This window comes from Halorhabdus sp. CBA1104, assembly GCF_009690625.1.
Classification (GTDB): domain Archaea; phylum Halobacteriota; class Halobacteria; order Halobacteriales; family Haloarculaceae; genus Halorhabdus.
The window spans coordinates 1,536,425-1,558,610 of record NZ_CP033878.1 but is presented as its reverse complement, the minus strand read 5'-3'; the positions used below and the strand labels follow the sequence as shown (position 1 = coordinate 1,558,610).

Annotated in this window: 21 protein-coding genes; 13 read left to right on the top strand and 8 right to left on the bottom strand. The window is 63.9% G+C overall.

Going from position 1 to position 22,186, the window contains the following annotated elements; genetic code table 11:
* Positions 1–83: 83 nt before the first annotated feature.
* The 3 genes from Hrd1104_RS13305 to Hrd1104_RS07860 form a co-directional block, all read right to left on the bottom strand.
* Complete coding sequence (locus Hrd1104_RS13305; protein WP_229770440.1) at positions 84–3,341, bottom strand: PAS domain S-box protein; 3,258 nt, start codon at positions 3,339–3,341, stop codon at positions 84–86.
* A 136-nt stretch (positions 3,342–3,477) separates the two neighbouring features.
* A complete protein-coding gene (locus tag Hrd1104_RS07865) occupies positions 3,478–4,083 on the bottom strand; it encodes a TetR/AcrR family transcriptional regulator (protein ID WP_154552240.1) in 606 nt (201 codons plus the stop codon).
* Positions 4,083–4,538: a zinc ribbon domain-containing protein gene (locus Hrd1104_RS07860; RefSeq protein ID WP_154552239.1), complete on the bottom strand. Its 456-nt coding sequence runs from the start codon at positions 4,536–4,538 to the stop codon at positions 4,083–4,085. The genes Hrd1104_RS07865 and Hrd1104_RS07860 overlap by 1 nt, the downstream gene beginning before the upstream one ends.
* 239 nt (positions 4,539–4,777) lie before the next feature.
* Here Hrd1104_RS07860 and Hrd1104_RS07855 point away from each other — a divergent pair, with 239 nt between their 5' ends.
* Positions 4,778–5,104 (top strand): HalOD1 output domain-containing protein, encoded by a 327-nt coding sequence (locus Hrd1104_RS07855; protein ID WP_154552238.1) that lies wholly within the window; start codon positions 4,778–4,780, stop codon positions 5,102–5,104.
* Positions 5,105–5,260: 156 nt separating this feature from the next.
* Here Hrd1104_RS07855 and Hrd1104_RS07850 read toward each other — a convergent pair whose 3' ends face one another.
* Positions 5,261–7,687: an ATP-dependent DNA helicase gene (locus tag Hrd1104_RS07850; protein WP_154552237.1), complete on the bottom strand. Its 2,427-nt coding sequence runs from the start codon at positions 7,685–7,687 to the stop codon at positions 5,261–5,263.
* 124 nt (positions 7,688–7,811) lie between these two features.
* Between Hrd1104_RS07850 and Hrd1104_RS07845 the strand changes: the two genes are divergently transcribed.
* Positions 7,812–8,828, top strand: coding sequence for a phosphotransferase family protein (locus Hrd1104_RS07845; protein WP_229770439.1), 1,017 nt, complete (start codon positions 7,812–7,814; stop codon positions 8,826–8,828).
* A gap of 18 nt (positions 8,829–8,846) precedes the next feature.
* Here the strand turns inward: Hrd1104_RS07845 and Hrd1104_RS07840 are convergent, their stop codons facing one another.
* The gene (locus Hrd1104_RS07840; RefSeq protein ID WP_154552235.1) at positions 8,847–9,959 is read right to left on the bottom strand and encodes a pyridoxal phosphate-dependent aminotransferase; all 1,113 of its coding nucleotides are present in this window, start codon (positions 9,957–9,959) and stop codon (positions 8,847–8,849) included.
* A 130-nt stretch (positions 9,960–10,089) separates the two neighbouring features.
* On the opposite strand from Hrd1104_RS07840, the gene Hrd1104_RS07835 reads away from it, so the two are divergent.
* On the top strand, positions 10,090–10,605 hold the full coding sequence (locus Hrd1104_RS07835; RefSeq protein ID WP_154552234.1) for a CinA family protein: 516 nt from the start codon (positions 10,090–10,092) through the stop codon (positions 10,603–10,605).
* 72 nt (positions 10,606–10,677) lie between these two features.
* On the top strand, positions 10,678–11,166 hold the full coding sequence (locus tag Hrd1104_RS07830) for a metal-dependent hydrolase (protein ID WP_154552233.1): 489 nt from the start codon (positions 10,678–10,680) through the stop codon (positions 11,164–11,166).
* Positions 11,167–11,190: 24 nt separating this feature from the next.
* On the opposite strand, the gene Hrd1104_RS07825 is transcribed toward Hrd1104_RS07830, so the two are convergent.
* Entirely contained in the window at positions 11,191–11,946 is a 756-nt protein-coding gene (locus Hrd1104_RS07825) for a PHP-associated domain-containing protein (protein WP_154552232.1), read from the bottom strand.
* A gap of 91 nt (positions 11,947–12,037) precedes the next feature.
* On the opposite strand from Hrd1104_RS07825, the gene Hrd1104_RS07820 reads away from it, so the two are divergent.
* The 4 genes from Hrd1104_RS07820 to Hrd1104_RS07805 all read left to right on the top strand — a co-directional run bounded on the left by Hrd1104_RS07820 (position 12,038) and on the right by Hrd1104_RS07805 (position 15,021).
* On the top strand, positions 12,038–12,346 hold the full coding sequence (locus tag Hrd1104_RS07820; RefSeq protein WP_154552231.1) for a hypothetical protein: 309 nt from the start codon (positions 12,038–12,040) through the stop codon (positions 12,344–12,346).
* 113 nt (positions 12,347–12,459) lie between these two features.
* Positions 12,460–13,038, top strand: a complete 579-nt coding sequence (locus tag Hrd1104_RS07815; protein ID WP_154552230.1) for a GNAT family N-acetyltransferase — start codon at positions 12,460–12,462, stop codon at positions 13,036–13,038.
* Positions 13,039–13,135: 97 nt separating this feature from the next.
* The gene (gene thiC / locus Hrd1104_RS07810) at positions 13,136–14,575 is read left to right on the top strand and encodes a phosphomethylpyrimidine synthase ThiC (RefSeq protein ID WP_154552229.1); all 1,440 of its coding nucleotides are present in this window, start codon (positions 13,136–13,138) and stop codon (positions 14,573–14,575) included.
* A 62-nt stretch (positions 14,576–14,637) separates the two neighbouring features.
* Complete coding sequence (locus Hrd1104_RS07805) at positions 14,638–15,021, top strand: DUF2237 family protein (RefSeq protein WP_154552228.1); 384 nt, start codon at positions 14,638–14,640, stop codon at positions 15,019–15,021.
* A gap of 23 nt (positions 15,022–15,044) precedes the next feature.
* On the opposite strand, the gene Hrd1104_RS07800 is transcribed toward Hrd1104_RS07805, so the two are convergent.
* Together Hrd1104_RS07800 and Hrd1104_RS07795 are read right to left on the bottom strand one after the other, a co-directional pair.
* Positions 15,045–16,418: a D-aminoacyl-tRNA deacylase gene (locus Hrd1104_RS07800; RefSeq protein WP_154552227.1), complete on the bottom strand. Its 1,374-nt coding sequence runs from the start codon at positions 16,416–16,418 to the stop codon at positions 15,045–15,047.
* On the bottom strand, positions 16,415–17,791 hold the full coding sequence (locus Hrd1104_RS07795) for a sodium:calcium antiporter (RefSeq protein ID WP_154552226.1): 1,377 nt from the start codon (positions 17,789–17,791) through the stop codon (positions 16,415–16,417). Before Hrd1104_RS07795 ends, Hrd1104_RS07800 begins: the two co-directional genes overlap by 4 nt.
* 146 nt (positions 17,792–17,937) lie before the next feature.
* On the opposite strand from Hrd1104_RS07795, the gene Hrd1104_RS07790 reads away from it, so the two are divergent.
* From Hrd1104_RS07790 to Hrd1104_RS07770, 5 genes are all read left to right on the top strand, one after another.
* Positions 17,938–18,735 carry a shikimate dehydrogenase gene (locus tag Hrd1104_RS07790; RefSeq protein ID WP_154552225.1) on the top strand — a complete coding sequence of 266 codons (798 nt, stop codon included), beginning with the start codon at positions 17,938–17,940 and terminating at the stop codon, positions 18,733–18,735.
* Between the two features lie 51 nt (positions 18,736–18,786).
* A complete protein-coding gene (locus tag Hrd1104_RS07785; protein ID WP_154552224.1) occupies positions 18,787–19,284 on the top strand; it encodes a helix-hairpin-helix domain-containing protein in 498 nt (165 codons plus the stop codon).
* Positions 19,285–19,331: 47 nt separating this feature from the next.
* A complete protein-coding gene (pabB, locus tag Hrd1104_RS07780) occupies positions 19,332–20,819 on the top strand; it encodes an aminodeoxychorismate synthase, component I (protein WP_154552223.1) in 1,488 nt (495 codons plus the stop codon).
* On the top strand, positions 20,816–21,421 hold the full coding sequence (locus Hrd1104_RS07775) for an aminodeoxychorismate/anthranilate synthase component II (RefSeq protein WP_154552222.1): 606 nt from the start codon (positions 20,816–20,818) through the stop codon (positions 21,419–21,421). The genes pabB and Hrd1104_RS07775 overlap by 4 nt, the downstream gene beginning before the upstream one ends.
* A gap of 171 nt (positions 21,422–21,592) precedes the next feature.
* Entirely contained in the window at positions 21,593–22,171 is a 579-nt protein-coding gene (locus Hrd1104_RS07770) for a hypothetical protein (RefSeq protein ID WP_154552221.1), read from the top strand.
* Positions 22,172–22,186 lie beyond the last annotated feature (15 nt).

The following is a 22,186-nucleotide window of genomic DNA, read 5'->3' as shown; positions in this document are numbered from 1 at the left end:
TCCGACGGCGATTTGCTCGGTGCACGTGGGGTAATCGATAGCGAGAACGCGATGGGTGGGTGGTACTGTAGAGACAGCGGCGTTCATTCAGTAGCGGATTCGACGCCAGTGATTTCGAACCGTGCTCCACCATCCGAGCCGTCGGTGAGACGGATGTTCCACCCGTGGCCTTCCACGATCTGCTCGACGATAGCCAACCCGAACCCGGTCCCTTCTTCGGTCCCTGAGTAGCCATCCTCCCAGATATCTTCACGTTCGCCTTCGGGGATACCAGGGCCGTCGTCCTCGACGTAAAACCCCTCGGGCAGTGGGCCGATCCTGATAGTCACGTCTTCGTCTCCGTGTTCGACCGCATTGCGGAACAGGTTCTCTAGCAATTGTTGCAGTCGGTTCGGGTCGGCCTGGATCGTCTTGTCTATCTCGCTGGTGAGGGTCGCCTCTGTCGCCTCGACGGCTTGCCAACTGCTGTCGAGTACATCAGCGAGCGTGACAGCTGTGGGCGCATTGATCTGAGAGTCCGTCTGGGCGAGCGTCAGAAGGTTATCGATGAGTGTTTCTACCCGTTCGTGTGCTTGGGCTACGGCGTCAAGATGAGTGCTGTCACACTCTTCTCGGGCCAGGTCCAACCGCCCCTGCGCGACTTGTAGTGGGTTGCGCAGGTCGTGGCTGACGACACTGGCGAACTGATCTAACCGTTCGTTGTGGCGTTCGAGTTGCTGTTCGTGTTCGAGGCGATCGAGGGCACTCTCGGCGTGACTCACGAGAAGTTCCGCCAGTTCGAGGTCGGATTCGTCGAACGCACCCGGCTGCTCGGCGACGGCCTGGAACACGCCGTGGTCACCGATCGGGACACTGATCCCCGACCGGAACGGCCCCTGGGGTTCGGCCTCCGGGTGGGCCTGGATATCGTCGATCAACAGCGACTCACCCGTCCGATAGCTCTTCCCGGCGAGTCCCTTCTCGATCGACATTTCAGCCGTCGCGCGCTCTGGAGTGTCCGCCGAGAGAGCGACGGTCCGGAGAACGCCGTCCGCCGCGATGTCGATCACGCTGAGATCGAACTCGAGAATTTCCCGGCTGGCCTCGATCGTCCGTTCGTAGACGGACTCCGCCGACGTCCCCGCCTGGAGGGACGTCGCGATGTCGTGTACGGCCGCGAGCTTCCGCTTGTATCGTTCGCGGTCCGTGACGTCGATGGCCGTCAGGTACACCCGGGAGTAATCGTCGGTGTGTGCGTCCGGGACCCGAATGTCGAGGATCTCGTCGAGATGGTCGCCGTCGAACGTCTCGGCGACGGTCTGGATCCTGAAGTGAGTCTCGCCGTCCGCGAGCCGACGCCAGAGTTCGGCGTTCGCCTCGTATGCTTCCGGGGTGAAGAGGTCATCCACGTTTGCCAACAGGGCCTCTTTCGACGGCGCACCGTAGCGGTCCAGAGCCTGCTCGGAGACGTCCAGAATCTCGACCTGTTCGAGGACCGTCTGGGCCTCTTGTGGGTTCGCTTCGAGATACGCCTGCACGTCGTCGACGTCGGTTCGGAGTGTCTCGATATGCTCTCTCACTGCCGAGAAATCCTCGACCCAGACGACCGCTGGATTCGACTCGAACAAGGATCGATACCGGCGTTCACTCACTTCGAGGGCTCGCTCGCGTTGCTTGCGCTCGTCGATGTCCTGATGAATCCCGGCCGCACGGACCGGACTTCCCTGTTCGTCCCGATCGACGACCCTCCCGACGCCACGCACCCACATCCAGGAGCCGTCGGCAGTGCGCATCCGGTTTTCGTCGTCGAAATACGCCGTCTCGCCGGAGATGTGTGTCTGGATTTTTGCCTGGACTGCCGACAGATCGTCGGGATGGATGCGCTCCTCCCAGGCGTCGAAATGGGGCTCGATATCCGCTGGCGAGTGCCCGAATATCCTCGCCCACTGGTCGTTGAACTGTACCGTATCGGTCTGCATGTCCCAGTCCCAGATGCCGATCTCGGCCGCTTCGACAGCCAGGTCGAACCGTTCTTTGAGGGCTTGAATTTCCTGTTCTTTCTGTGTTCGCTCGGTGATGTCGATCCCGGAGGAGAGAACGCCAGTCACGTCTCCTTGCTCGTCCTGTATTACGGTGTTGTGCCACTCGACGACGACCTGTTCGCCGCTCTTTGTCACGATGGCATTCACGTTCTTCTGGACGGGGTTCCCGTCCTCGCTCCAGAACGCAGAAAATAGCTCATCGAGTTCGCCTTCGATCTGCTCGGGCACGAGCAGATCCATCCAGTCCGAACCGACGAGTTCCGAACGCTCGTAGCCAAGGAGATCGCACCCTCGCTCGTTGATATGATCGACGGTCATGTCTGTGTTCAGGACGACCATGATATTTCCGGCCGTCTCGAAGTACCGCTCGGCTCGTTGCCGGGCCGTCTGCAAGCCATCTTTGACTGCCATTGCATGGATTGCGTGCCCGATATCGCTGCCGAGTTCTGCGAGCAACGCGCGTTCATCCGCGTCGAAGGCGTCGACACGATCTGAGTACACTAACAGCACGCCGTACAGCGAATCTTCGTGTTCAATCGGGGCACCGGCGGCCGACTGATACCCACGCTCGATTGCGTCTTGGCGCCACGGCTCGAAGTCGGGGTCTTCGTGGATATTTTGAAACGCAGCGACACGTCGCTCCCGAATCGCCGTACCGCCAGGACCGCGACCCGTCGCCGTCTCGTCTGCGGTGACCGTGATATCTTTCAGATATCCATCCTCGACGCCGGCCCATGCGCGTGGTTCGATGCGATCGCTCTCTCTGTCTACCTCGCCGATCCAGGCGAACAGATACGGATCGGACTGACTGATAATCTCGCAGATGCGGGTTTCGATCTCGGACCGCGAGTTCGCCCGCACCAGTGCTTGATTGACGTCTGCGACGAGCGTCCGGACCCGTTCGAGTTCCGCAGCTCGCCGTTGTGAACGAGACTTTTCGACCGCGTTCTGAATGCGATTTGCCAGGAGTTCGTACTGGTCGGTTCCACTCCCTTTTTGCAGGTAGTCGGTCGCGCCGGCAGAGAGAGCGTCGCTGGCGACTTCTTCGTTTCCTCTCCCCGTGTACAAGATGAATGGGAGGTCAGCATCCTCCCCACGAACCGATTTGAGGAACTCGATGCCGTTCTGATCGGGCATCTGAAAGTCACTCACGATACAGTCAAAGTCGTTCCCAGCAAGTCGATCCAATCCTTCATCGGCGCTCGTGGCGGTCTCGACGGAGAACCGGTCGTCCTCACGTTCGAGCATCTCCGCTGCTAACTCCACGAAATCCGGTTCGTCATCGACGTGGAGGACTTGGATATCCGCCGGTTCAGTCATGTGGTATAAGTACACATACGTGTGTAATAAGCTCAGTGGCTCGATTTTCAACCACACTACCGGATGCTGCTTTCCTCACAGCCACCACGCGCTGGCAGCGATCTCAGTCTCCGATACGGTGACATCCCAGTCCGCATCAGTGTCGTCTCAGTTCGGTATCGATGTACGAGGCCAGCGAGACGCGTGCCGCTGCCGTGGCACCGCGGCGGTCTGTCGTCGCACGACCGTACTTTGCACCGTTTATGGTCGCTAATATATGCTCTGCGACCCGCGACGAGTCCACGTCACAGAACGTCCCATCCTCGATGCCACTCTCGACGATCTCTCGAATGGTCGTCGCTAGTCGCTCATCGATTTGCGTGAATTGCTCGCGGAACTCCTCGTTTGTCACGGCCTGTGACCGGAGTCCGGTCAGCACTGTTTGAAGTTGCTGTCGCTCCTCGTCGAGTTGCAGTGGGAGGAGCTTCTCGATGATGTGTTCGAGATCTTCTGCCGGTGCATCACCCGTTTCGGTTTCGATTGTCGTTTCGAATCTATCGATAGCGAACTGGAGGAACGCGACCAGAAGGTCGTCTTTCGTGTCGTAGTGATAGTACAGCGCAGCCTTCGATTTGTCGAGTTCCGCGGCGATCCGAGAGATCGACAGCTCGGCGTAGCCGTGTTCACCCAGCGCTCGATACGTCGCTTCCATGATCTCCTCTTCGGCGGAACTCCAGTGTGTGCCGGGTTGCTCGGGTGCCATCAATCGTTCGAGTAGTTTTCGTCGAGTTGCGTTCGTTCGGTGACGTCCTCGACGTCGAATTCGGTCGTACACCAGTGACAGAATTCGAGATCGGGGTCGACCGGCTTGCCACAGGTAGGACAGGCCGGCGATGCATCCGCCTTCGCTGGCCCAACAGAACCGTCTGTGTCGGCACTCTCGGTCTGTCTTCTCATCTTCGCGATGAGATACGCGTCGAAGACGCTAGCGGCACTGATCAAGACGATTGGCAGAATGGCGATGGGATCGGGGAGTGTGCCCGAACGAATCGTCGACACCGCAGAGTCAGGGACGGCCAGAGTGGACGTAGCGACCGTCACCCCCAGCCATCCAAGTGCTCTCAACCACCGTCGGAGATAGATGTGGCCGAGTCCGGCCATCACTGTTCCCAACAACGCAGCGAGTACTGGATTGTTTCGGAGCGATTCTCGTGCCATGGTACTGACTAATCGATCGTTAGGTGTTAAACCCTTCGTCCAGATTCCAACGAACACGGCCAGAGGCGACGTCACTCCTCTCTAGCTAGAATCGACCGAAAGAGGGGCCTAAACCTACGTTCAGTCGTTACTGGTTCGTAACTGAGAGAGCGCTTGCAGGCAGGGTCCGGAGGGGAAAGATTGATACTTACCGAACGTTCAGTATGTGCTGCGGCGTAAACCAAACGCCAAAGTACACTATGACCGACCAATCCCGACCCACTGACGAATCAACCGCACCGTGGCACGGTCGCTACCTCACTCGCTGGGGGGCTGAGACACCCCTCTACGAGGCCGTCACCGACGCCGTTTCGGCCGTCACCGGCGATGCCCGTTCGGCAGTCGCCTCTCGATACGACCGGGCACACGCGGTGGCACTCAGTCAGTTGTTCGGCGAAGACGACGACCCATCAACGCCTTCGACGGGTGTTGTCAAGTTCCTGGTTTCGGAGTGTGTCGTTTCAGTTCACAGCGATGGGCGACTGGCAGTCAGTCCTGCTGATCGTGACCACGACGCAGTCGGCTAATACCCGCCATATCAACCCAGCGGTCCTCTGTGTGGCTTCGCGTGCCGCCTGCGTGGCGACACTGCTGGAGGTCACGAAACCAGTCTACGTGCTTGGGCGTCTGCGATGGGGGGTCGCTTGGCGAACCCGTTGGGACAGTTTCCGCTGACCGACGAGTCACCGCTCGGTCCAGAACCGGTCGATCTGGTCGGCGAGAAACTCCGGGCTCATCTGGACGAATTCCTCGCGTTCGGCCGGCGACAGATAGCCATAGACCGAGTGGCGTGCGTCGGGCGTATATCGCGCGCCGACCAGCGCTCGCACCCCGACCTCGTCGGTCCCGCGGATCACCCGGCCGATCGCCTGCCGGGCACGCCTGATGGCAGGGATCGTCAACGCGTACTCGAAGGCCTGCTCGTCGCCGAAAACGTCGCCATAGGCGCGCTGGACGGCCCGGACCCGCGGTGAGCCGATGTTGACTAACGGGACCCCGACGACTGCGGCCGCCTGCAGCTTCGCCCCGTCGTAGTCGACGCCTTCGGTGAGCGTGCCCCGCGTACTCGTCACCAAGACTTTCCCCTCCCCGGCGAAGAACTCAGCCTTCAGCGATTCGGTCGCTTCCTCACTCGAGGATTCATCGACGAGAATCGCCTTTTCGACGACCTCATCGAGGTACGCGCCGGCCCAGGTTGCTTCCCGATAGTTGGGCATTGCGATCAGGACGTTGCCAGGATTGCGTGCGATCGATCGGAGGACATGGGCGTACTCGTCTCGCGTCGCGTTCCACTCCCCGCCAAGCGGGTCCATCGTCGCGGGGTCGCCGCGGTTGCGCGCCGTAAAGGGCGTCGCGTCGACGATCCAGCTTGCGCGGTTCTCGGGCGGGAAGGTCAGCCCGTACGAACGGGTCAGGACGGGGCGGCCCTCGTCGTGTTCTTCCCGGCCGTCGTCACCGTCAGCCAGGGCGTCCAGTCCCGCGACGCGGGTGAACACGTCGAGTGGTTCCAGGGTCGCACTCATCAGGACGCCACCGCCCACGTCGTCGAACGTCCGGGCCAGCGGTTGGGCCGGCAGGCAGTCAAACAGCGTCAGTCCGGCGGTGTAGGTGTCACGCCAGCCATCGATTCGCTGGTCGTCCTGGGCCGCGTGTTCGAGTTCGATCTCTCGGAAGGTCGTGGCGTGATCGCGCTCCCACCAGCGCCGCATGATCATGCCCGCGGCGGCGACGACGGGTGCTCGCGAGATATCGAGCGCTTCCAGGGTCTCTTCGACGGCCAGCCCGACCGTATCCAGCTGTCGCCAGAAGTCCCCGTCGTAGCCCGCCTGCTCGGCCCACCGCGTCAGTTCGTCGGGCTCGGGTTCCTCTGGGTCCCGTAACGGAACTTCCAGGTTGCCCTCCGGGAACACACTCTCGTCAGTCCGCCAGTCTCGGCCCACTTCCGCGTCGAGGAATTCGGCGATGCGGTCGTCCAGCCAGCCAAGCAGATCGTCGAAGAAATCTCGCGCCCGATCGATCACTGCCAACGGGATGTCGTGATCCCCCAGCCGGGCCCGAACTTCGCGTTTGTGGTCGGCACTTTGTCGCGCCTGCGAGAGCAACTGGTAGCAGTCGTTGCGCGCCTGGACGATGGTCTGGCGGCCGAGGCGATCCGACAGCAAGTCCCTGACCCGTCCCTCCAGGCGGTGGGCTTCGTCGACGACGACGAAGGTTCGCTCGTCGAGGATCCCCTCGATCAGCGGGCGTGAGCCGGGATCGAAGAGGTGGTTGTAGTTGCCGATCACGACGTCGGCCGCTTCCACCAGGACACCCATCGCCCGGTGGGGACAGGTCCCGCGCTCGACCGCATTCGGGAGGTACTCCTCGGCCGTGAGGACGTTCTCATCGCCGGCCTCGAAACCGATCGGCGAGCCCTTGTTCCGGGCGAACCAGTCGGCCTCGAAGGGACAGTACAGCGGCGGATCGTCGCCACCGATCTCATCGGGGGCGGTCGGCTGGGTCCGGCGATACGGCGATTCCCCCCCGGCCGTCGAGAGCGCGCCCGCGACAGCCTGCTGGCCGATCCCGCCCGTCCGGGCCGCTTTCGTGAGATCGCTGGCAACCTGTGGATCCCACCAGATATCGTCGAGACGAGGGCTGACAGCTGCCTGGCCGACTGGTCTGTCGTCGCTTTGGCCGTCGCTTTCGACCAACCCGGCCGTGTTCTCCCGCAGGTCCTCACAGCGATCTTGGACGCTGGCGTCCGGCGGGAACACGTCCTCGCGGCCGTACGGACAGAGGTCGCGCTTGCCGACGAGTGCGAGGCCGTCGAGTGGGTCGGCCAGTCCCGCGTTCAGCCGACGGAGATCCTCGACGAACTGGCGACGCTGCTGTTTAACCGGTGTGACGACCAGCAGCCGCTCGTAATCACCCTCCCGGATCAGGGTCGCCCCCGCGGTCAGGGCGGCCATCGTCTTGCCAGTTCCGCACGGGCCTTCCATCGCCAGAAAGCCCCGCGACTGGCCGGCCTGTAGTGCCGACTCGATTGCCGCAGCCTGATCGTCGTAGGGGGCCTGAAAGCCGAAGTACTGCGCCCAGTCCGGCTGGCCGGAATCCCCAGACCGTGACATCGACGGTACTGTGGCCCAGCCGGATTTGAACCCACGGGTTTGGCTCTCCTTGATGCCAATAATCTTTCCTCAGGGATGCATTTCGACAGGGATATTACGTGATGCGCCGAGTGTACGGACAACCGTGTCTAGGTCTGCTGGTGCGATCGAGGCCGTCCTCGAAGAGTCCGGCCCGGATTACGAGACGTTCTCCTCTCAGCAACTCACCGGCGGGACGCGAGCGGCCGTCTACCGAGTGACGTTGCAGTACGAGGGCACCGAGTACGAAGTCGTCGTCAAGTTCGCCCCGGAGACGGGCTCTACGTTCGCCGTCGAGCCGTTCTTACACGAGTTCATCGCCGAGCGGACCGACGTGCCGCTGCCGGGGATTCTCGTTTTCGAGGAGGATCCGGACCAAGACGTCCCGCCGTACTTCGTGACCGAGCGGATGCATGGCACCAACCTCGACGAGCGCTTCGAAGGCCTCGCGCTCGATCAGCGCAGCGAGCTTCTCGAAGCAGTCGGCCGGATTCTGGGGGATCTCCACTCGACGATCGCCTTCGAAGGGTACGGCCGCCTCGCCCTTCGTGACGGGCGGCTGTCCGTCCGTGACTTCTCTAGTGACTGGCGGGCGTACTTCGCCGATCTGACGCGTGGGCACATCGATGGGCTGGCCGCCACTACCTTCGAGGACTTACAGGACACTGCCAGAGAGCGACTGCGAGCGCGTCTCTCGACGGTGCCTCGCCAGGGCATTCCCCGCGTGGTCCACGACGACTTTCGGCCGGGGAATCTCCTGTTCGAACCGGACGGCACGTCGCCGATCTCGGCCGTCCTCGACTGGGAGCAAACACTCGCGGGCGAACCGATGTACAACCTCGCGCAGGTGGAGTTCCTGTTTATCGATTCGGTCTTTCGCGACCCCGAGGAGTGTGAGCAATTACGCGCGCACCTCCACGACGGGTATCGGTCCGAGCGCGACTTCGATCCCGACCAGCGGTACGCGAAGAGCAAACCCCTCTATCAGTTTTCGACGCTCCTGTGGCGGATGGGCGGGTTCGACGATCTCTACGACGGTGAGGGGTCGCTTGCTCGCTCGCGCGCAGAGGCGTACTACCGCCGGCAGTTCGACGACCTGGCGGCCACACTCGGCGGCGAGTGACGGTTCCGGCGCGTTCGCTCAATCCTCGCTGGCGACGAAGGCCTCCAGGCGTCGACTCGCTTCCGCGATCCGTGGCGTCAACAGCGAAAAGCGGAGCCAGTCAGCCTTCGTCTCCCCGAAAGCCGACCCCGGCATCGCCGAGATACCCGCCGTATCGATGAGGTCGAAGGCAGCGTCGATCGAGCCATCGAGGCCGTCGATGCGGGCCATGACGTAGAAAGCACCCTCGGGATCGAGGTAGTCGGCACCGATCGTCTCCAGCGTGTCGGTGAAGCGCTCGATTCGGTCCCGGACGCGCTGGCGGTTGTTGGCGTACCACTCCGGGGTCGTGTTCTGGAGGGCGTGGGCCACGGCGTACTGTGCCGGCCGACTCACCGCGACGTTGGTCAGCATGTGCCGCGTTTGTGCCCGCTCCCGTAGCTGTTCGTCGGTAATCACGATGTAGCCGATCCGTAACCCCGTCACCGAGAGCGTCTTCGAGAAGGAGTTCGTGACGATGCGGGCCGGCGAGTCCACGTCGAGTACGCTGGCGAACCGGCCCGAGTAGTCGAAGTGGTCGTACACCTCGTCGCTGATCAGGACGGCGCCGTTGTCCTCGGCGATCGCGACGAGTTCGGCCATCGTCTTCGCGCCGTAGACTGCCCCAGTCGGGTTGTTCGGCGTCGTGACGACGATCGCCGCGGTGTCTCCATTGGCTGTCTCTCGGACTACATCCGGGTCGAGATGGCCGTCTTCATCCGTCGGCACGAACCGCGGTTCGGCACCCAGCACGCTCGCCCGGCCAGCGTAGTACGGATAGACGGGGTCGGTCACCAGCACCTCGTCGCCGTCGCGTTCGTCCAGGGCCGTGGCCGTCGCGAGGTGGTTGGCCTCGCCAGCGCCGTTGGTGACGAGCACGGCTTCCGTCGGGACGTCGCGACGCTTGGCGATTTCCTCGCGGAGTGTCGGGATGCCGGGACTGGGCGGGTAGCCGTAGGCCTCGGCGTCGAGATCCGCGTACGCCCGGAGGCCATCGCGCACGGCTGGCGGTGGCCCCCAGTCGGGGCTCCCCGAGACCATATCGACGACGTCCCGATCGGCCTCGGCCGCGTACTGCATGACGCGGTAGAACTGCGGCGTCTCGTAGTCCATACTCGTGGTGGACGGTCCCGGCAGGTTTGTCTTTCCGTTCGCAGTCGTCGAGGCCTCGCGCCGCTCCCAGGGGCAGTGGCGCTCCGTCCGGGACCGGACGCTTTTGGTCCGGGCAGCCCCACCAGCGCGTATGACGGAATCCGAGGTGCCGATCGCGGAACCCGTCGGCCAGGCCCTCTGCGAGGCCGACGCCACAGTCGCGGTTGCCGAGTCCTGTACTGGAGGATTGATCGGCTCACTGTTGACAGACGTTCCCGGTTCCTCCGACTATTTTGATCGCTCGCTGGTGACCTATTCCTACGACGCCAAGCGAGAAGCACTGGCGGTCAGTCGCGAGGCGCTCGATGCGGAAGGGGCGGTCAGCGAACCGGTCGCCCGGCAGATGGCCCAGGGCGTCCGAGATCGGGCGGGCACGACGTGGGGCGTCTCGACGACGGGCATCGCTGGACCGACCGGCGGGACGGACGAGAAGCCGGTGGGAACGGTCTTCGTCGGTATCGCCTACGCCGCGCCGTGGGGCAGTGGTAACTCGTCGACGCGCGTGCGTCGGTACGAGTTCGACGGCTCGCGGACCGAGATCAAGCGCCAGATCGCCGAACAGGCCCTAGAAGACCTCCTGGCGGCCGTCGACGGCGGCGCGCCGTGAGTGGCGGGATGCCCCTCCTCGCCCGTCGCGAGTGAGAAACGCTTTCGGTGCCGCCCGGCGTCTACCCGATCGATGAACAAGCGCGGCCACGTCCTCAACGCCCTGCTGTTGAGCCTCGGGATCGGGTACTTGTTGGAGCCGTCCGGCGACGTCGAGACGTTCGTGACGATCGCGGCGGTCTCGGTCCCGATGGTGCTTGGAGCGTTGTTTCCGGACGTCGACACTGCTTTTGGCACCCACCGCAAGACGCTTCACAACCTCTTCGTACTCGGGATCGTGGGGGCCTACCCGCATTATTTCGGCAATCTCCAGTACGTCTGGATCGGTGTCCTCTCTCACTACGCACTGGACATCCTCGGGACCCGTCGCGGCCTCGCATTGTTCTATCCCTTGCTCAGTCGGGAGTTCGACCTGCCGATCGGTGTCCGCGTCGACAGCAAGTACTCGACACCCATGATGCTTGCCGTGACCGGCTTCGAACTCGTCGTGGCCGCCGCGATCATCTACCAGGTTCCACAACGGGCCTTCGGGATGGGCCTGCAGGCGATCGGATTCGCCTGAGTGGCCTCTCACGATCCACCGGCGTCAGTAGACGCTCGCCTCTTCGAAGCGTCCGTCGTAGGCCGGATCCTCGGGGTGGGTCGCTTCGCGGCCTGAAAGTAGGATCCGATCGAGCTTCTTCCAGGAGTTCTCCCACCCGAGGTGGGAAAACTCCAGTGCACACCGGCCCTGGTGGACGAGTCCGGATCGGTGGCGAACCGCTCGCGTGGCCCCGTCTTTGAGGGCCTCGACGAGATCATCTTCGTCGTCGATCTGGCGGTCGAATTCGACCCACGCCTCACCAACTGTCTGCCGACGGTGGGCGTACGACGAGGTGAAGGTGGGAAGCTCTTGATCCGTGGCAATCCGTCGCGCCCGGCGGTTGTGGTGGGGCCAATGTTTCGGGTTGTACGTCTCGATCGCATCGATCGAGTCCCGGTAGCGGTCGATCAACGTGGGACCGAGACTCACAGACAAGAACGTCGGATGTGGCACCAGGACGGCGGCGTCCTGGCGGTCGAAGGCGTCCATCGCGGCTTCGAGCGTGATGAAATCGGGTACTGGGTCGGCCAGCCCGATCGCGAGGACGTGCCGGCGAGTGCGCCACGAGCCAGTAAACACCTCTCGTCCGGGGACGACCAGCAACTCCTCGTCGGAAAATTTCTTGGCGGTCGCTCGTGTCCGTGGCAGGCGCTGGAAGTGCGGGGCGTACACCAGGACGTCAAGTCCCCTGGCTTTGGCCCGTCGCACGACTGCTTCGTCGAGCACTTTCACGTGGAGATCGACCGACGTCGTTGTCACGCCCGGTGGTATCCCGGCGGCGACAAAAGCCGTTCTGATTCGCGGACGGCGATGGGTGGGTTTTTACCCTCGGTGGGGCGTATGACCGGGTATGCCACGCTGGGAATGTGCGCTCGAAGGCTGTGGTGAGTCCTTCGACCGGGTCGAGGACTTGATCGTCCATCAGTCGACCAGCCACGAGCGCATCGAGTGTGCGGTCTGCGGGACGGTCTTGCCCGACGGATACTTCGCCATCCGGCACGCCTTCGAGGAACACTCTCGGGCCGAGTACGTCCGGGCCTACAACGCCAGTGCCGCCGAAGTCCGCCGGCGTGAGAAGGTCAAAGAGTCAATCGAAGACTCTGCGGACATCCGCGAGGTTGTCGATCGACTGGAAGGGGGCGACGGCAGTGGCTTTTGAGCCAGCTGCTCGCCCGGCCGTCTGTCTGTCCGCTCGGTAGCGACGCCGACGAAATTGGCTCGCCCGCTGTCCCGCCAGCAAATACTTTTCCCGCGGGGGTGCTACCACGTAGTATGTACGTCCGGGACGCACGCAACCGCGACGAGGTCTGGCTATTGGATTATATCGAGGCGTTAGGCCTCGACGAGACGGCCTTCCGTTCGCGGGATTACGTCATCGCGGTCGACGAACGGAGCGACGAACGTGCCGGCTTCGGGCGCATTCGCATCCACAAGGCGGCCGAAGACATCTGTGAATTGACGAGTATCGGCGTCCTCGAGGCCTGGCGCGGCCAGGGCGTCGGCGCACACGTCGTCGAGCGACTCGTCCAGGAAGCGAGCGACCAGGCCTTCGACACCGTCTACACGCTTTCGGGCGAACCCGAGTATCTCGCGCAGTTCGGCTTCGAGGCCATCGACGAGACGGATCTTCCAGGGGTGTTGCAGGATCGCTTGGAGTCGAAACGCGACTCCCTCGATCCCGATGCGGTCCCGATGCGTATCGAAGTGGCGGCGTTCTCGATGCCACAGCGGTTCCGGGATGCCTTCAAGGCTGCCGCGGCTGCAGACAGCGACGACGAACCCGAAGAAACGGCCGAGGACTTCGGTATCGACGCTGACGAGGCGACCTACAAGTACGACACCAGCGACTGACGTCTTGGTTTCCCTTCGATCTTGCTCCACGACTAGCCCCCGCTCGTCTCGTCGATTATCACTAGGTTATATAACAAAGTAGTACGACGGGCCAGTGATGACAGCGACACAACTTTCGCGTGCACGCGACGGCGAGATCACTCCGGCGATGGAACGGGTTGCCAAACGGGAGAACCGCGAGCCCGCATTCGTTCGCGAGAAAGTCGCCGCCGGCGAGGCGGTGATCCCGAACAACCACGAACACGAGTCTCTCGATCCGATGATCATCGGACAGGACTTTGCGACGAAGATCAACGCCAACATCGGCAACAGCGAACCCGAGAGCGACCGCGAAACCGAGCGGGAGAAACTGCACACTGCCATCCAGTACGGTGCGGACACGGTGATGGACCTCTCGACGGGGGGTGATATTCCGGCGCTCCGTGCTGGCCAGATCGAACACTCACCAGTCCCGCTCGGAACCGTCCCGATCTACGAAGCGCTGAAGCAAGTGGGATCTCCTTCAGATCTGACGGCTTCTCTCCTGTTGGACGTTATCGAATCTCAGGCCGCTCAGGGAACCGACTACCAGACGATTCACGCGGGCATCCTCCAGGAACACCTGTCGCTGACTGACGGCCGGATCACGGGGATCGTCTCGCGAGGTGGGTCGATCCTCGCCGAGTGGATGGAAGCCCACGGCGAGCAGAACCCGTTTTATACGCACTTCGAGGAGATCTGTGCGATCCTCGCCGAGTACGACGTCACGATCAGCCTCGGTGACGGCCTCCGGCCCGGATCGATCGCGGATGCCAACGACGAGGCACAACTGGCGGAGTTAGAGACGTTGGGCGAACTCACCGAACGCGCTCACGCCCACGGCGTCCAAGTCATGGTCGAGGGGCCGGGCCACGTCCCGCTCGACGAGATCGGCGAGCACGTCCGCCACCAACAGGCCGTCTGTGACGGCGCGCCCTTCTACCTCCTGGGTCCGCTGGTGACCGACGTTGCGCCGGGCTATGACCACATCACAAGCGCCATCGGGGCGACTGAGGCTGCCCGTCACGGCGCGGCGATGCTGTGTTACGTCACGCCCAAAGAACACCTCGGACTCCCGGATGCCCAAGACGTCCGCGACGGCCTCGCCGCGTATCGCATCGCCGCCCACGCGGGTGACGTCGCTGCCGGGAAACCCGGTGCTCGCGACTGGGACGATGCCATCTCACAGGCGCGATACGACTTCGACTGGCGCGAACAGTTCTCCCTCGCACTCGACCCCGACCGCGCCCGCGAGTACCACGACCAGACACTCCCGGAAGACAACTACAAGGAGGCACGGTACTGCTCGATGTGTGGCGCTGAGTTCTGTTCGATGCGAATCGACCAGGATACGAGAGACGGCGAGGAGATGGATGGACTGGACGCCGATGTCGACCTCACAAACTCGCCGGCTGCCGAGGTGAACCTGCCGCCGACGGGGACTCACGACACCAGTGGCCTGCCGACGGTGCCCGAGGTGCTGTGTAATCACGCCGACAGCGTACCGGGCGAAGACTGAGAGATTACGGCAAAACCCGTCTCGAAACCAACTGTTACCCCCGCTTCGTGGTAACGGCCGGTATGTCACAGAGCGACCCCGACGCCCAGCAAAACGTCCTCGGCGAGCCGCTTGCACCCTGCAGCGATCCGCTCTCGACCGGCTATCAGCGCGATGGCCACTGCAGGGCTGTTCCCGGCGACCGCGGCCAGCACCATCTCTGTGCGAAGATGACCCAGGCGTTTCTGGAGTTTTCCCGCGCGCAGGGCAACGATCTGATCACGCCGCGGCCGGAACGTGATTTCCCTGGATTGAATCCGAAAGACCGCTGGTGTCTCTGTGTCGGCCGCTGGCTGGAAGCCCACGAGGCCGGGGTTGCCCCGCCGGTCGTCCTCGAAGCGACCAACGAGACCGTGCTCGAAGCGATCGATCTGGAGACGCTGAAAGCCAACGCTGTCGACCCTTGATTGGCTGGTAGACACTCATCCGCTCAGACCGGGAACGTCACTTCTCGCTCCCGAGTCACTGCCGCTGGCTCGACGCTTTCGCCGTCTACTTCGACAGCCTGCCCGTTGGCTAGCTGTCCGAATTTCGGCCCCTCCGGGACGCCAGCTTCCGCCGCGAGTGCGGGATCGAACGCTTCTTTCCTCGCGACGACGCGATCGTCTTCGACGACTACCGCGTCGTAGTCGACCTGGAGTACGTCCACGAGTCTGCGTATCAACGCTTCCCGGTCCGCACTGTCGGCGACGGCGGCTCGATCACCGACTCGCGTGGCACTTTGCTCGGTCGTGAACGCCAGCCCAACGCCCTCGACGGCCTCGCGGGTCGCCTCACGGTCGATTCCCTGGGCTTCGTCCAACAGCTCGCTGGGTAGTTCGACGATTTCGAAGTCGCCATCGTAATCGCGGGCCGGGGCGCCAAAGCGAAGCCCGTCCTCGACGGACGCCAGTCGCTGTTCGACACGATGGACGAACGGAAGCGGGACGCCTTCGACGGCCCGCAGCCACGTCTCGCCGACCACGGTGTGTCCCGCGTCCTCGATTGCCGCTTCGATCTGCGGGTACTCGCCGTCGATCAAGGCGTATTCGGCCCCGCTCTCGGCGAAGGCTGCCTCGAGTACATCCTCGTGCTCGGCAGGATCGCCCAGCTCTGCAAGCCCCCAGTCGGCGGCGATGTGGCCGACCGCCCAGTCTGTCTCGCGGACGATGCGCTCGAACCGTGGGACGTAGTGGTTCCCACCCAACCCAACGAGATGCCGGCGGGCGCTTTCCTCGCCGTCCTCGCGGGCCACGTCGGGAGCCGTCCCGCGGAGGTCGAGGATCGCTCGCGCCGCGGCCGCCGCGGCGTCGGGATCGTCCCACTGGTCGGGGCCGCTCCCGACTTCGACGAACAGCGAGGGGACCCCCACGTCCGTCGGACCGTGGTGGGTACATTCCATCCCGACTTCGTAGGCTTCGGGGGCGTGGGTAGCCAGCGCCTCGACGACCTGGCTCTGTGCGTTCGGTGCGGCGCGGGCGAGAGCGCGCTCCTCGCCGCCGTACTCGGCTGGTCCGAAGTTGCCCGTGTGGTGGGCCGTCAACAGCGCCCCGGTCTCGCCGGAGTGGCGGGAGGCGAAGACGACGAGATCCGGATCGTCGAAGACCGTTGCTACGCCGTCGAGTTCCAGGTGCCACTCCTCGAAGGTCCGCATCTCGAAGCCGCCGGTCCGGAAGACGTCCCCTCCCCCGTCGGCTGCGGGGTGGTCGGTGTCTTCGGTGATCGTCCAGTCTGCCAGATCGAGCAGGTGGTCGTGGATGTGTTCGGACGCGCGGTCGGCCGCCGAGACGACGATCCCGACTGTGTGGTCCGTGGCGTCGGTCATGGCTCGTCGAGGCGCTCGAAGTCACTCCGTCGGCCAAACGCCGTCTGGACCACTTCGGCCGTCATCGCGAGCATCTCCGTGACCGCCTGCCGGCGGTGGACGAACAGCCCTAGCCCGGCGATGAGGTAGACTGCAGTGTAGCCGAGCAGGATCTGGTGGCTGACTGCTTCGGGATGGGCCAGCGAGAGGACGTTCAACACCATGAACTCGGCGAACACTTGGCTGGCGAACAACACGAGCAACGAAACTGCCTCCCGGAGGCTGATGTTGAAGTTGACCAGGATCGCCAGCGCGAAGAACGACTGGGCAGCGGTAATCCAGATCTCCAGGCTCTGTTTGTAGTCGAATTCGAGGACCCCGAGATGCCCGGCTGCGATGGAGTAGACGATCGCGAGTGTCCCGATCAGTAGCGTCCACTGGTTGAGCTTCGAGGAGATCAGGGCGTTGAACCCGGCCGAGGATCGGGCCTTGTTGACCAGATAGACGACGACGATCAACTCGGGGGACTCACTGGCAAGCGGGGCGATCCATTGGATCATGAAGAACTTCGGTACGCCGTACTGGAGACCGAGCTTCTCGAGTCCGTGGGCGAAGGGCTCGACGGCGATCAGGATCATGATGCCCGAGTAGATGAACAGCCCGAGTACGGTTGCGATCCGCTTGGGCTTGCGGTAGGATTGCAGGTAGCCAGGGACGCCGATCTGTTCGTCCTCCGTTTCGATGCCCGACCGGATGATGACGAGGATGTAGCTCACGTACAGGCCAACGAGGACAACGGTGTCGATCAGGTCGATGCCGCCGCCCAGCGGGACCAAAAAGGCCCACAGTGTCGCCAGCCAGAGGAACGTAATCTCGGTCGTCAAGGCCTTATCGAGCGTGACGATGTCCGCGAGGAACCCCGATCGCTTCTCGACGTTGTCGTCTCGAACCTGATAGGCCCGATAGACGGTGAACATGGCGATCCCGGACCAGCCCAACCCGATCAAGATTCGGTTGGCCCCGGTCATGTTCGCGATGGCGAGGTTGCCGGCCTCGGCGCCCGCGGCCGTTCCGGCGCCCGCCCCTGCCTGCCAGGCGTACAGCGCGTCGACGGCGTATTCCGGGGCGACGGCAAGCACTGCAAGGACGGCCAGCGCGAACGCCCGCGGGACGTCTTTCTCGGCAGTCTCGGCTCCCCAGGCGAGCAGGAAGGACGCACCGACGACGGCAAGCCCCGTCACCAGCACCGTCAACCCGGTCGACAGTGAGAGCCCAGTCCCGATCGGTATCCATGCGGTCGCGGCTGCGAGGCGAGACCCCTCGACGACCACCCACGGCAGCGACAGTGCGACGGCCGCGGCGACAGCAGTCAGCGGATGGCGTAAACGAGACACGTCCAGACGTCTCGCCCCTCAGAAATAATGTCTTGCGGAGTCGAGATCGGCGTGGCAGTTTCTCACACGTCGCGTGTGGGCCGTGGCCCTATCCGTTCTCTGGCCCAATCGCCGCGGTTTTGGTCGTCCCCGTCGTTGCTCGGTCCATGGATGTCTACGGACTCATCGGCAATCCGGTCGAGCACTCACTGTCGCCGCCGATGCACGAGGCTGGCTACGACGAACTCGGCCTCGATGCCCGATACGTCACGTTCGAACCGCCCGTAGACGAGGCCCCTGAGGCCGTCGCGGCGGCCCAGACACTCGGCATCTCGGGACTGAACGTGACGATCCCGTTCAAGCAGGCCGTCCTCGAGGCCGTCCAGCCGGACGACCTGGCTGCCCGCATCGGGGCCGTCAACACGATCGACTTGACTGGCCAAGCCCCGACCGGGCACAACACCGACGCGATCGGGGCGGTGCGTGCGCTACAGAACCACGATGTCACGCTGGCGGGGTCGGCTGTCGTCGTCGGCGCGGGCGGTGCCGGCCGGGCGGTTGCCTTCGGCCTCGCAGACGAAGGCCTGACAGTTTCGATCGCCAACCGGACCGTCGAGACAGCCCACGACCTGGCGGCGGATGTCCCCGGGGCAAGTGGCCACAGCCTCGACGAGTTGGGTGCGCTCCTCGCCGACGCCGACGTGCTGGTCAACGCCACCAGCGTCGGGATGGACGAGGACCGATCGCCGGTTCCGGCCGACGCCCTCCACGACGGACTTGCCGTCTTGGATGCCGTCTACAGCCCGCTTGAAACACGATTGCTGCGCGATGCTGCCGCGGCAGGCGCGAAAACCGTCGACGGCGCGTGGATGCTCCTCTATCAAGGTGTCGAAGCGTTCGAGCGCTGGACCGGTCGGGACGCGCCAGTCGAGGCGATGAACGAAACACTCCGCCGTGCGTTGTAGCCGGACGGTCAACGTGGACGGCTTTAAGTCGTGGCGGTCGTATCACCGTACATGGGACTCATCGAACGGATCAAGGCTGCCCTGGGATTGGACACCTCTCGGCGTCAGGGTGGTCGGTCGACTTCGAGTGACGAATCGACGGCACAGGACGTCGGCGTCACGGTCGAACGTCAACCGGACACGACGACCGAGGACGCGGTGAAAGGGACCGACGACGAGGCCGACGAGACGACATCCGACGCCAGTGAGGAGACAGCGACGGCAGCCGACGACGAACTGACTACGACATCGGCTGCGGAATCAGAATCGACCGCAGACGAGCCCGAATCGGCCGCCGAAGCCAGCCAGACGGCGCCTGAACCCGATGGAACCGCGACCGAAGACGTCCAGTCGATCAAGGGTATTGGCCCGGCCTACGCCGAACGACTGGCCGATGCAGACGTCGAGACGGTCGGCGACCTGGCCGCGGCAGACGCCGGCACCCTCTCAGAGCAGACAGGCATCGCTCAATCACGCGTCACAACGTGGATCGACCGGGCCGGCGAATAGTACATCGACCGCAACACGGTAGTCGTTGCCCTGCTTGACTCTTCGTGATGACCGAGCCGCGGCTGGTAACTGACCGGGCGACGTTCCGAGACCTCGCGTCCGATGCTACCCCAACGGCACGCGTCCCGATCGAGGTGCGGACGACGGTCGATGACCCGTTTACAGCCTACCGTCGGGCCCGTGACGGGCCGGGCGGCTGCGTTCTCGAAACCAGCGGCGGCGCCGAGGGCTGGAGTTACTTCGGCGTCGATCCCGTCGAGTGGCTGACTGTCGGGCCGGACGGCCAGGCGATCGAGACACTGGTCGAGCGACTGGCCGACGAGTCCCTCGTCCGGGGCGACTGTGCAGTCCCGTATCCCTGCGGGGCAATCGGGTGGCTCTCCTACGATCTCGCCCGTGAAATCGAGGACCTTCCCACGGACGCCGAACGCGACCGCAACCTGCCGCGTGTGCAGGTCGGCATCTACGACGCGCTGGTCGCCTGGCGCGAACCGGCCGACTCGCCGGTGACTCTCCACGTGACGGTCTGTCCACGCGTCGGTGACGATCCAGACGCTGCCTTCGAGGGCGGCCGAGAGACGGCACTCACGTTGGCCCGACGCGCACACGACGGCGATCCGACGATCGAGCAACCGGCCGTCGAGGGTCCGGTCCACTTCGAGAGTGACTGCGGTCGCGAGGCGTTTAGCGATCGCGTCGATCGCGTCAAACAGTACGTCCGTGACGGTGATACCTTCCAGGCGAACGTCTCCCATCGACTCCGGGCACCCGCCGCGGTCCACCCGGTGACGACGTTTGCGGCGCTCCGAGCAGTCAATCCGGCACCTTACTCGGGGCTGCTCGAGTTCCCGGACGCGGATCTCGTCAGCGCGAGTCCGGAACTCCTCTTGGATCGGGACGGTGACCGGTTGGTAACTGAACCGATCGCCGGTACCCGGCCTCGCGGCGAGACGCCGGACCGCGACCAGGGCCTGGAAGCCGACCTGCGTACAGACGAGAAAGAACGTGCCGAGCACGCGATGCTGGTCGATCTCGAACGCAACGACCTGGGCAAAGTCAGCCAGTTCGGAAGCGTCGACGTCACGGAGTATCGTCGCATCGACCGGTACTCGGAAGTCATGCATCTCGTCTCGCTGGTCGAGGGACGCCTCCGGGCCGGTCAGGATCTGGCCGACGCGATCCGGGCCGTCTTCCCTGGCGGGACGATCACCGGCGCACCCAAACCCCGGACGATGGCGATCATCGACGAGGTTGAGGCGACGTGGCGCGGTCCATACACAGGCAGTATAGGGATCTTCGGGTTCGACGACCGAGCGACGCTGAACATCATCATCCGGACGCTGGTCCGACACCAGGGGGAGTATCACTTGCGCGTCGGGGCCGGTATCGTCGCCGACTCCGTCCCCGATCGGGAGTACGACGAGACGCTCGATAAGGCCCGCGGGCTGGTCAAGGCAGTCGGAGACGCCCTGGACCGCGAGGTCGGCGTCACTGGCGACAGGGAGACGACCACAGGCCGGGGGGCCGACACGTGACGGTCCTCGTCGTCGACAACTACGATTCGTTCGCGTACAACCTCGTCCAGTACGTCGGCGAGGTGGTGACGACCGACGCGTGGCTGCCAGCCGTCGATGGCGAGGTTCTCGTCAGGCGCAACGACGCCGTTGACCTCGCGGACATCCGCGAGATCGACCCCGACGCGATCGTCGTTTCGCCCGGCCCAGGCACGCCCCAGGCGGCGGGCGTCTCGATGCCGATCTTCGAGTCGCTGGCGAAGCCGACGCTGGGGGTGTGTCTGGGTCACCAGGCGCTGTGTGCTGTCCACGGTGCCCCGGTTGGCCACGCGCCGTCAGTCGTCCACGGCAAGTCCTCGACCGTCTCTCACGATGGCGAGGGCGTCTTCACCGACTTGCCCCAGGGTTTCGACGTGGGGCGGTATCACTCGCTTGCGGTCGACCACGATGACTTGCCAGGCTGTCTCGTCGAGACCGCCCACACCGACGACGAACGATCAGTTGTCATGGGTGTCCGGCATCGATCGAAGCCACATGTCGGTGTCCAGTTCCATCCGGAGAGTATATTGACCGACCACGGCAAAGCGATGATCGCCGCGTTCCTGAAGCGATACGTCCACTGACGGGACGTTGGATCGGCGTCGGTCGCTCAAATCGACGTTTGATCGTGAACCAGGTTTTTGACCGATCCGTTTGACCGCCACACATGACGAAGGTAGCGCTGATTGAATCACCGCTTGGGGATTTGTCTCAGCCAATCTCACCTCTCCGTGGGTCGCGACCGGAGGACCGGTATGCGTAGGCGTCGTTTCCTCACGACTGCGGGTGCCGCCGGTGTCACGGCGACTGCGGGTTGTGGCACATTGGGTACCGAGCAAATGCTCTCGAATCCGACCCGTCACTCGGATGGCCAGGGTCGAGCCAGCATTCACTTCAGTGACGAGGGATCCGAGATCGGCCATTTCGGCGTCGACGGCGCGGTTGCGGACGGTGTGATCCCGCTCCGGACCGAGATCTGGCACCGCGAGGGGACGACCGTCGAGTCGGTCGAACTTCGGGTGTGGCTGCCCGAGGCAGAAACGCCTCCACAGGTCGCTGTCGTCTCCCCGGTTGAGGGCGACAGTTCGCCCCCACCCGAGATCCGGCTGTATACGCCCGACCGCGCGAGCGGCACGGCGATCGAGGTGACGGATCTGGATGACCTGGCCGACGAGACGATCAGCACACTCGAACTGCTCGTGCGGCCGCGCTCGGCGTCGGCCACGACCGTCGTCTTCGACGTCACGATGGGCCTTTCTGCCGGCGGCATCCTCAGCACCGAGTACACCCTCGACGGCGAGTTGCGCCTCGAATATCCGGCTTTGGGCCAGTAGCGGGAGCCCCCTGCT

Bases quoted from the DNA above. Each gene is read 5' to 3' on its own strand.
- Hrd1104_RS13305 (WP_229770440.1), bottom strand. From the start codon at position 3,341: ATGACTGAACCGGCGGATATCCAAGTCCTCCACGTCGATGACGAACCG.
- Hrd1104_RS07865 (WP_154552240.1), bottom strand. From the start codon at position 4,083: ATGGCACCCGAGCAACCCGGCACACACTGGAGTTCCGCCGAAGAGGAG.
- Hrd1104_RS07860 (WP_154552239.1), bottom strand. From the start codon at position 4,538: ATGGCACGAGAATCGCTCCGAAACAATCCAGTACTCGCTGCGTTGTTG.
- Hrd1104_RS07855 (WP_154552238.1), top strand. From the start codon at position 4,778: ATGACCGACCAATCCCGACCCACTGACGAATCAACCGCACCGTGGCAC.
- Hrd1104_RS07850 (WP_154552237.1), bottom strand. From the start codon at position 7,687: ATGTCACGGTCTGGGGATTCCGGCCAGCCGGACTGGGCGCAGTACTTC.
- Hrd1104_RS07840 (WP_154552235.1), bottom strand. From the start codon at position 9,959: ATGGACTACGAGACGCCGCAGTTCTACCGCGTCATGCAGTACGCGGCC.
- Hrd1104_RS07835 (WP_154552234.1), top strand. From the start codon at position 10,090: ATGACGGAATCCGAGGTGCCGATCGCGGAACCCGTCGGCCAGGCCCTC.
- Hrd1104_RS07830 (WP_154552233.1), top strand. From the start codon at position 10,678: ATGAACAAGCGCGGCCACGTCCTCAACGCCCTGCTGTTGAGCCTCGGG.
- Hrd1104_RS07820 (WP_154552231.1), top strand. From the start codon at position 12,038: ATGCCACGCTGGGAATGTGCGCTCGAAGGCTGTGGTGAGTCCTTCGAC.
- Hrd1104_RS07815 (WP_154552230.1), top strand. From the start codon at position 12,460: ATGTACGTCCGGGACGCACGCAACCGCGACGAGGTCTGGCTATTGGAT.
- thiC (WP_154552229.1), top strand. From the start codon at position 13,136: ATGACAGCGACACAACTTTCGCGTGCACGCGACGGCGAGATCACTCCG.
- Hrd1104_RS07805 (WP_154552228.1), top strand. From the start codon at position 14,638: ATGTCACAGAGCGACCCCGACGCCCAGCAAAACGTCCTCGGCGAGCCG.
- Hrd1104_RS07800 (WP_154552227.1), bottom strand. From the start codon at position 16,418: ATGACCGACGCCACGGACCACACAGTCGGGATCGTCGTCTCGGCGGCC.
- Hrd1104_RS07790 (WP_154552225.1), top strand. From the start codon at position 17,938: ATGGATGTCTACGGACTCATCGGCAATCCGGTCGAGCACTCACTGTCG.
- Hrd1104_RS07785 (WP_154552224.1), top strand. From the start codon at position 18,787: ATGGGACTCATCGAACGGATCAAGGCTGCCCTGGGATTGGACACCTCT.
- pabB (WP_154552223.1), top strand. From the start codon at position 19,332: ATGACCGAGCCGCGGCTGGTAACTGACCGGGCGACGTTCCGAGACCTC.
- Hrd1104_RS07770 (WP_154552221.1), top strand. From the start codon at position 21,593: ATGCGTAGGCGTCGTTTCCTCACGACTGCGGGTGCCGCCGGTGTCACG.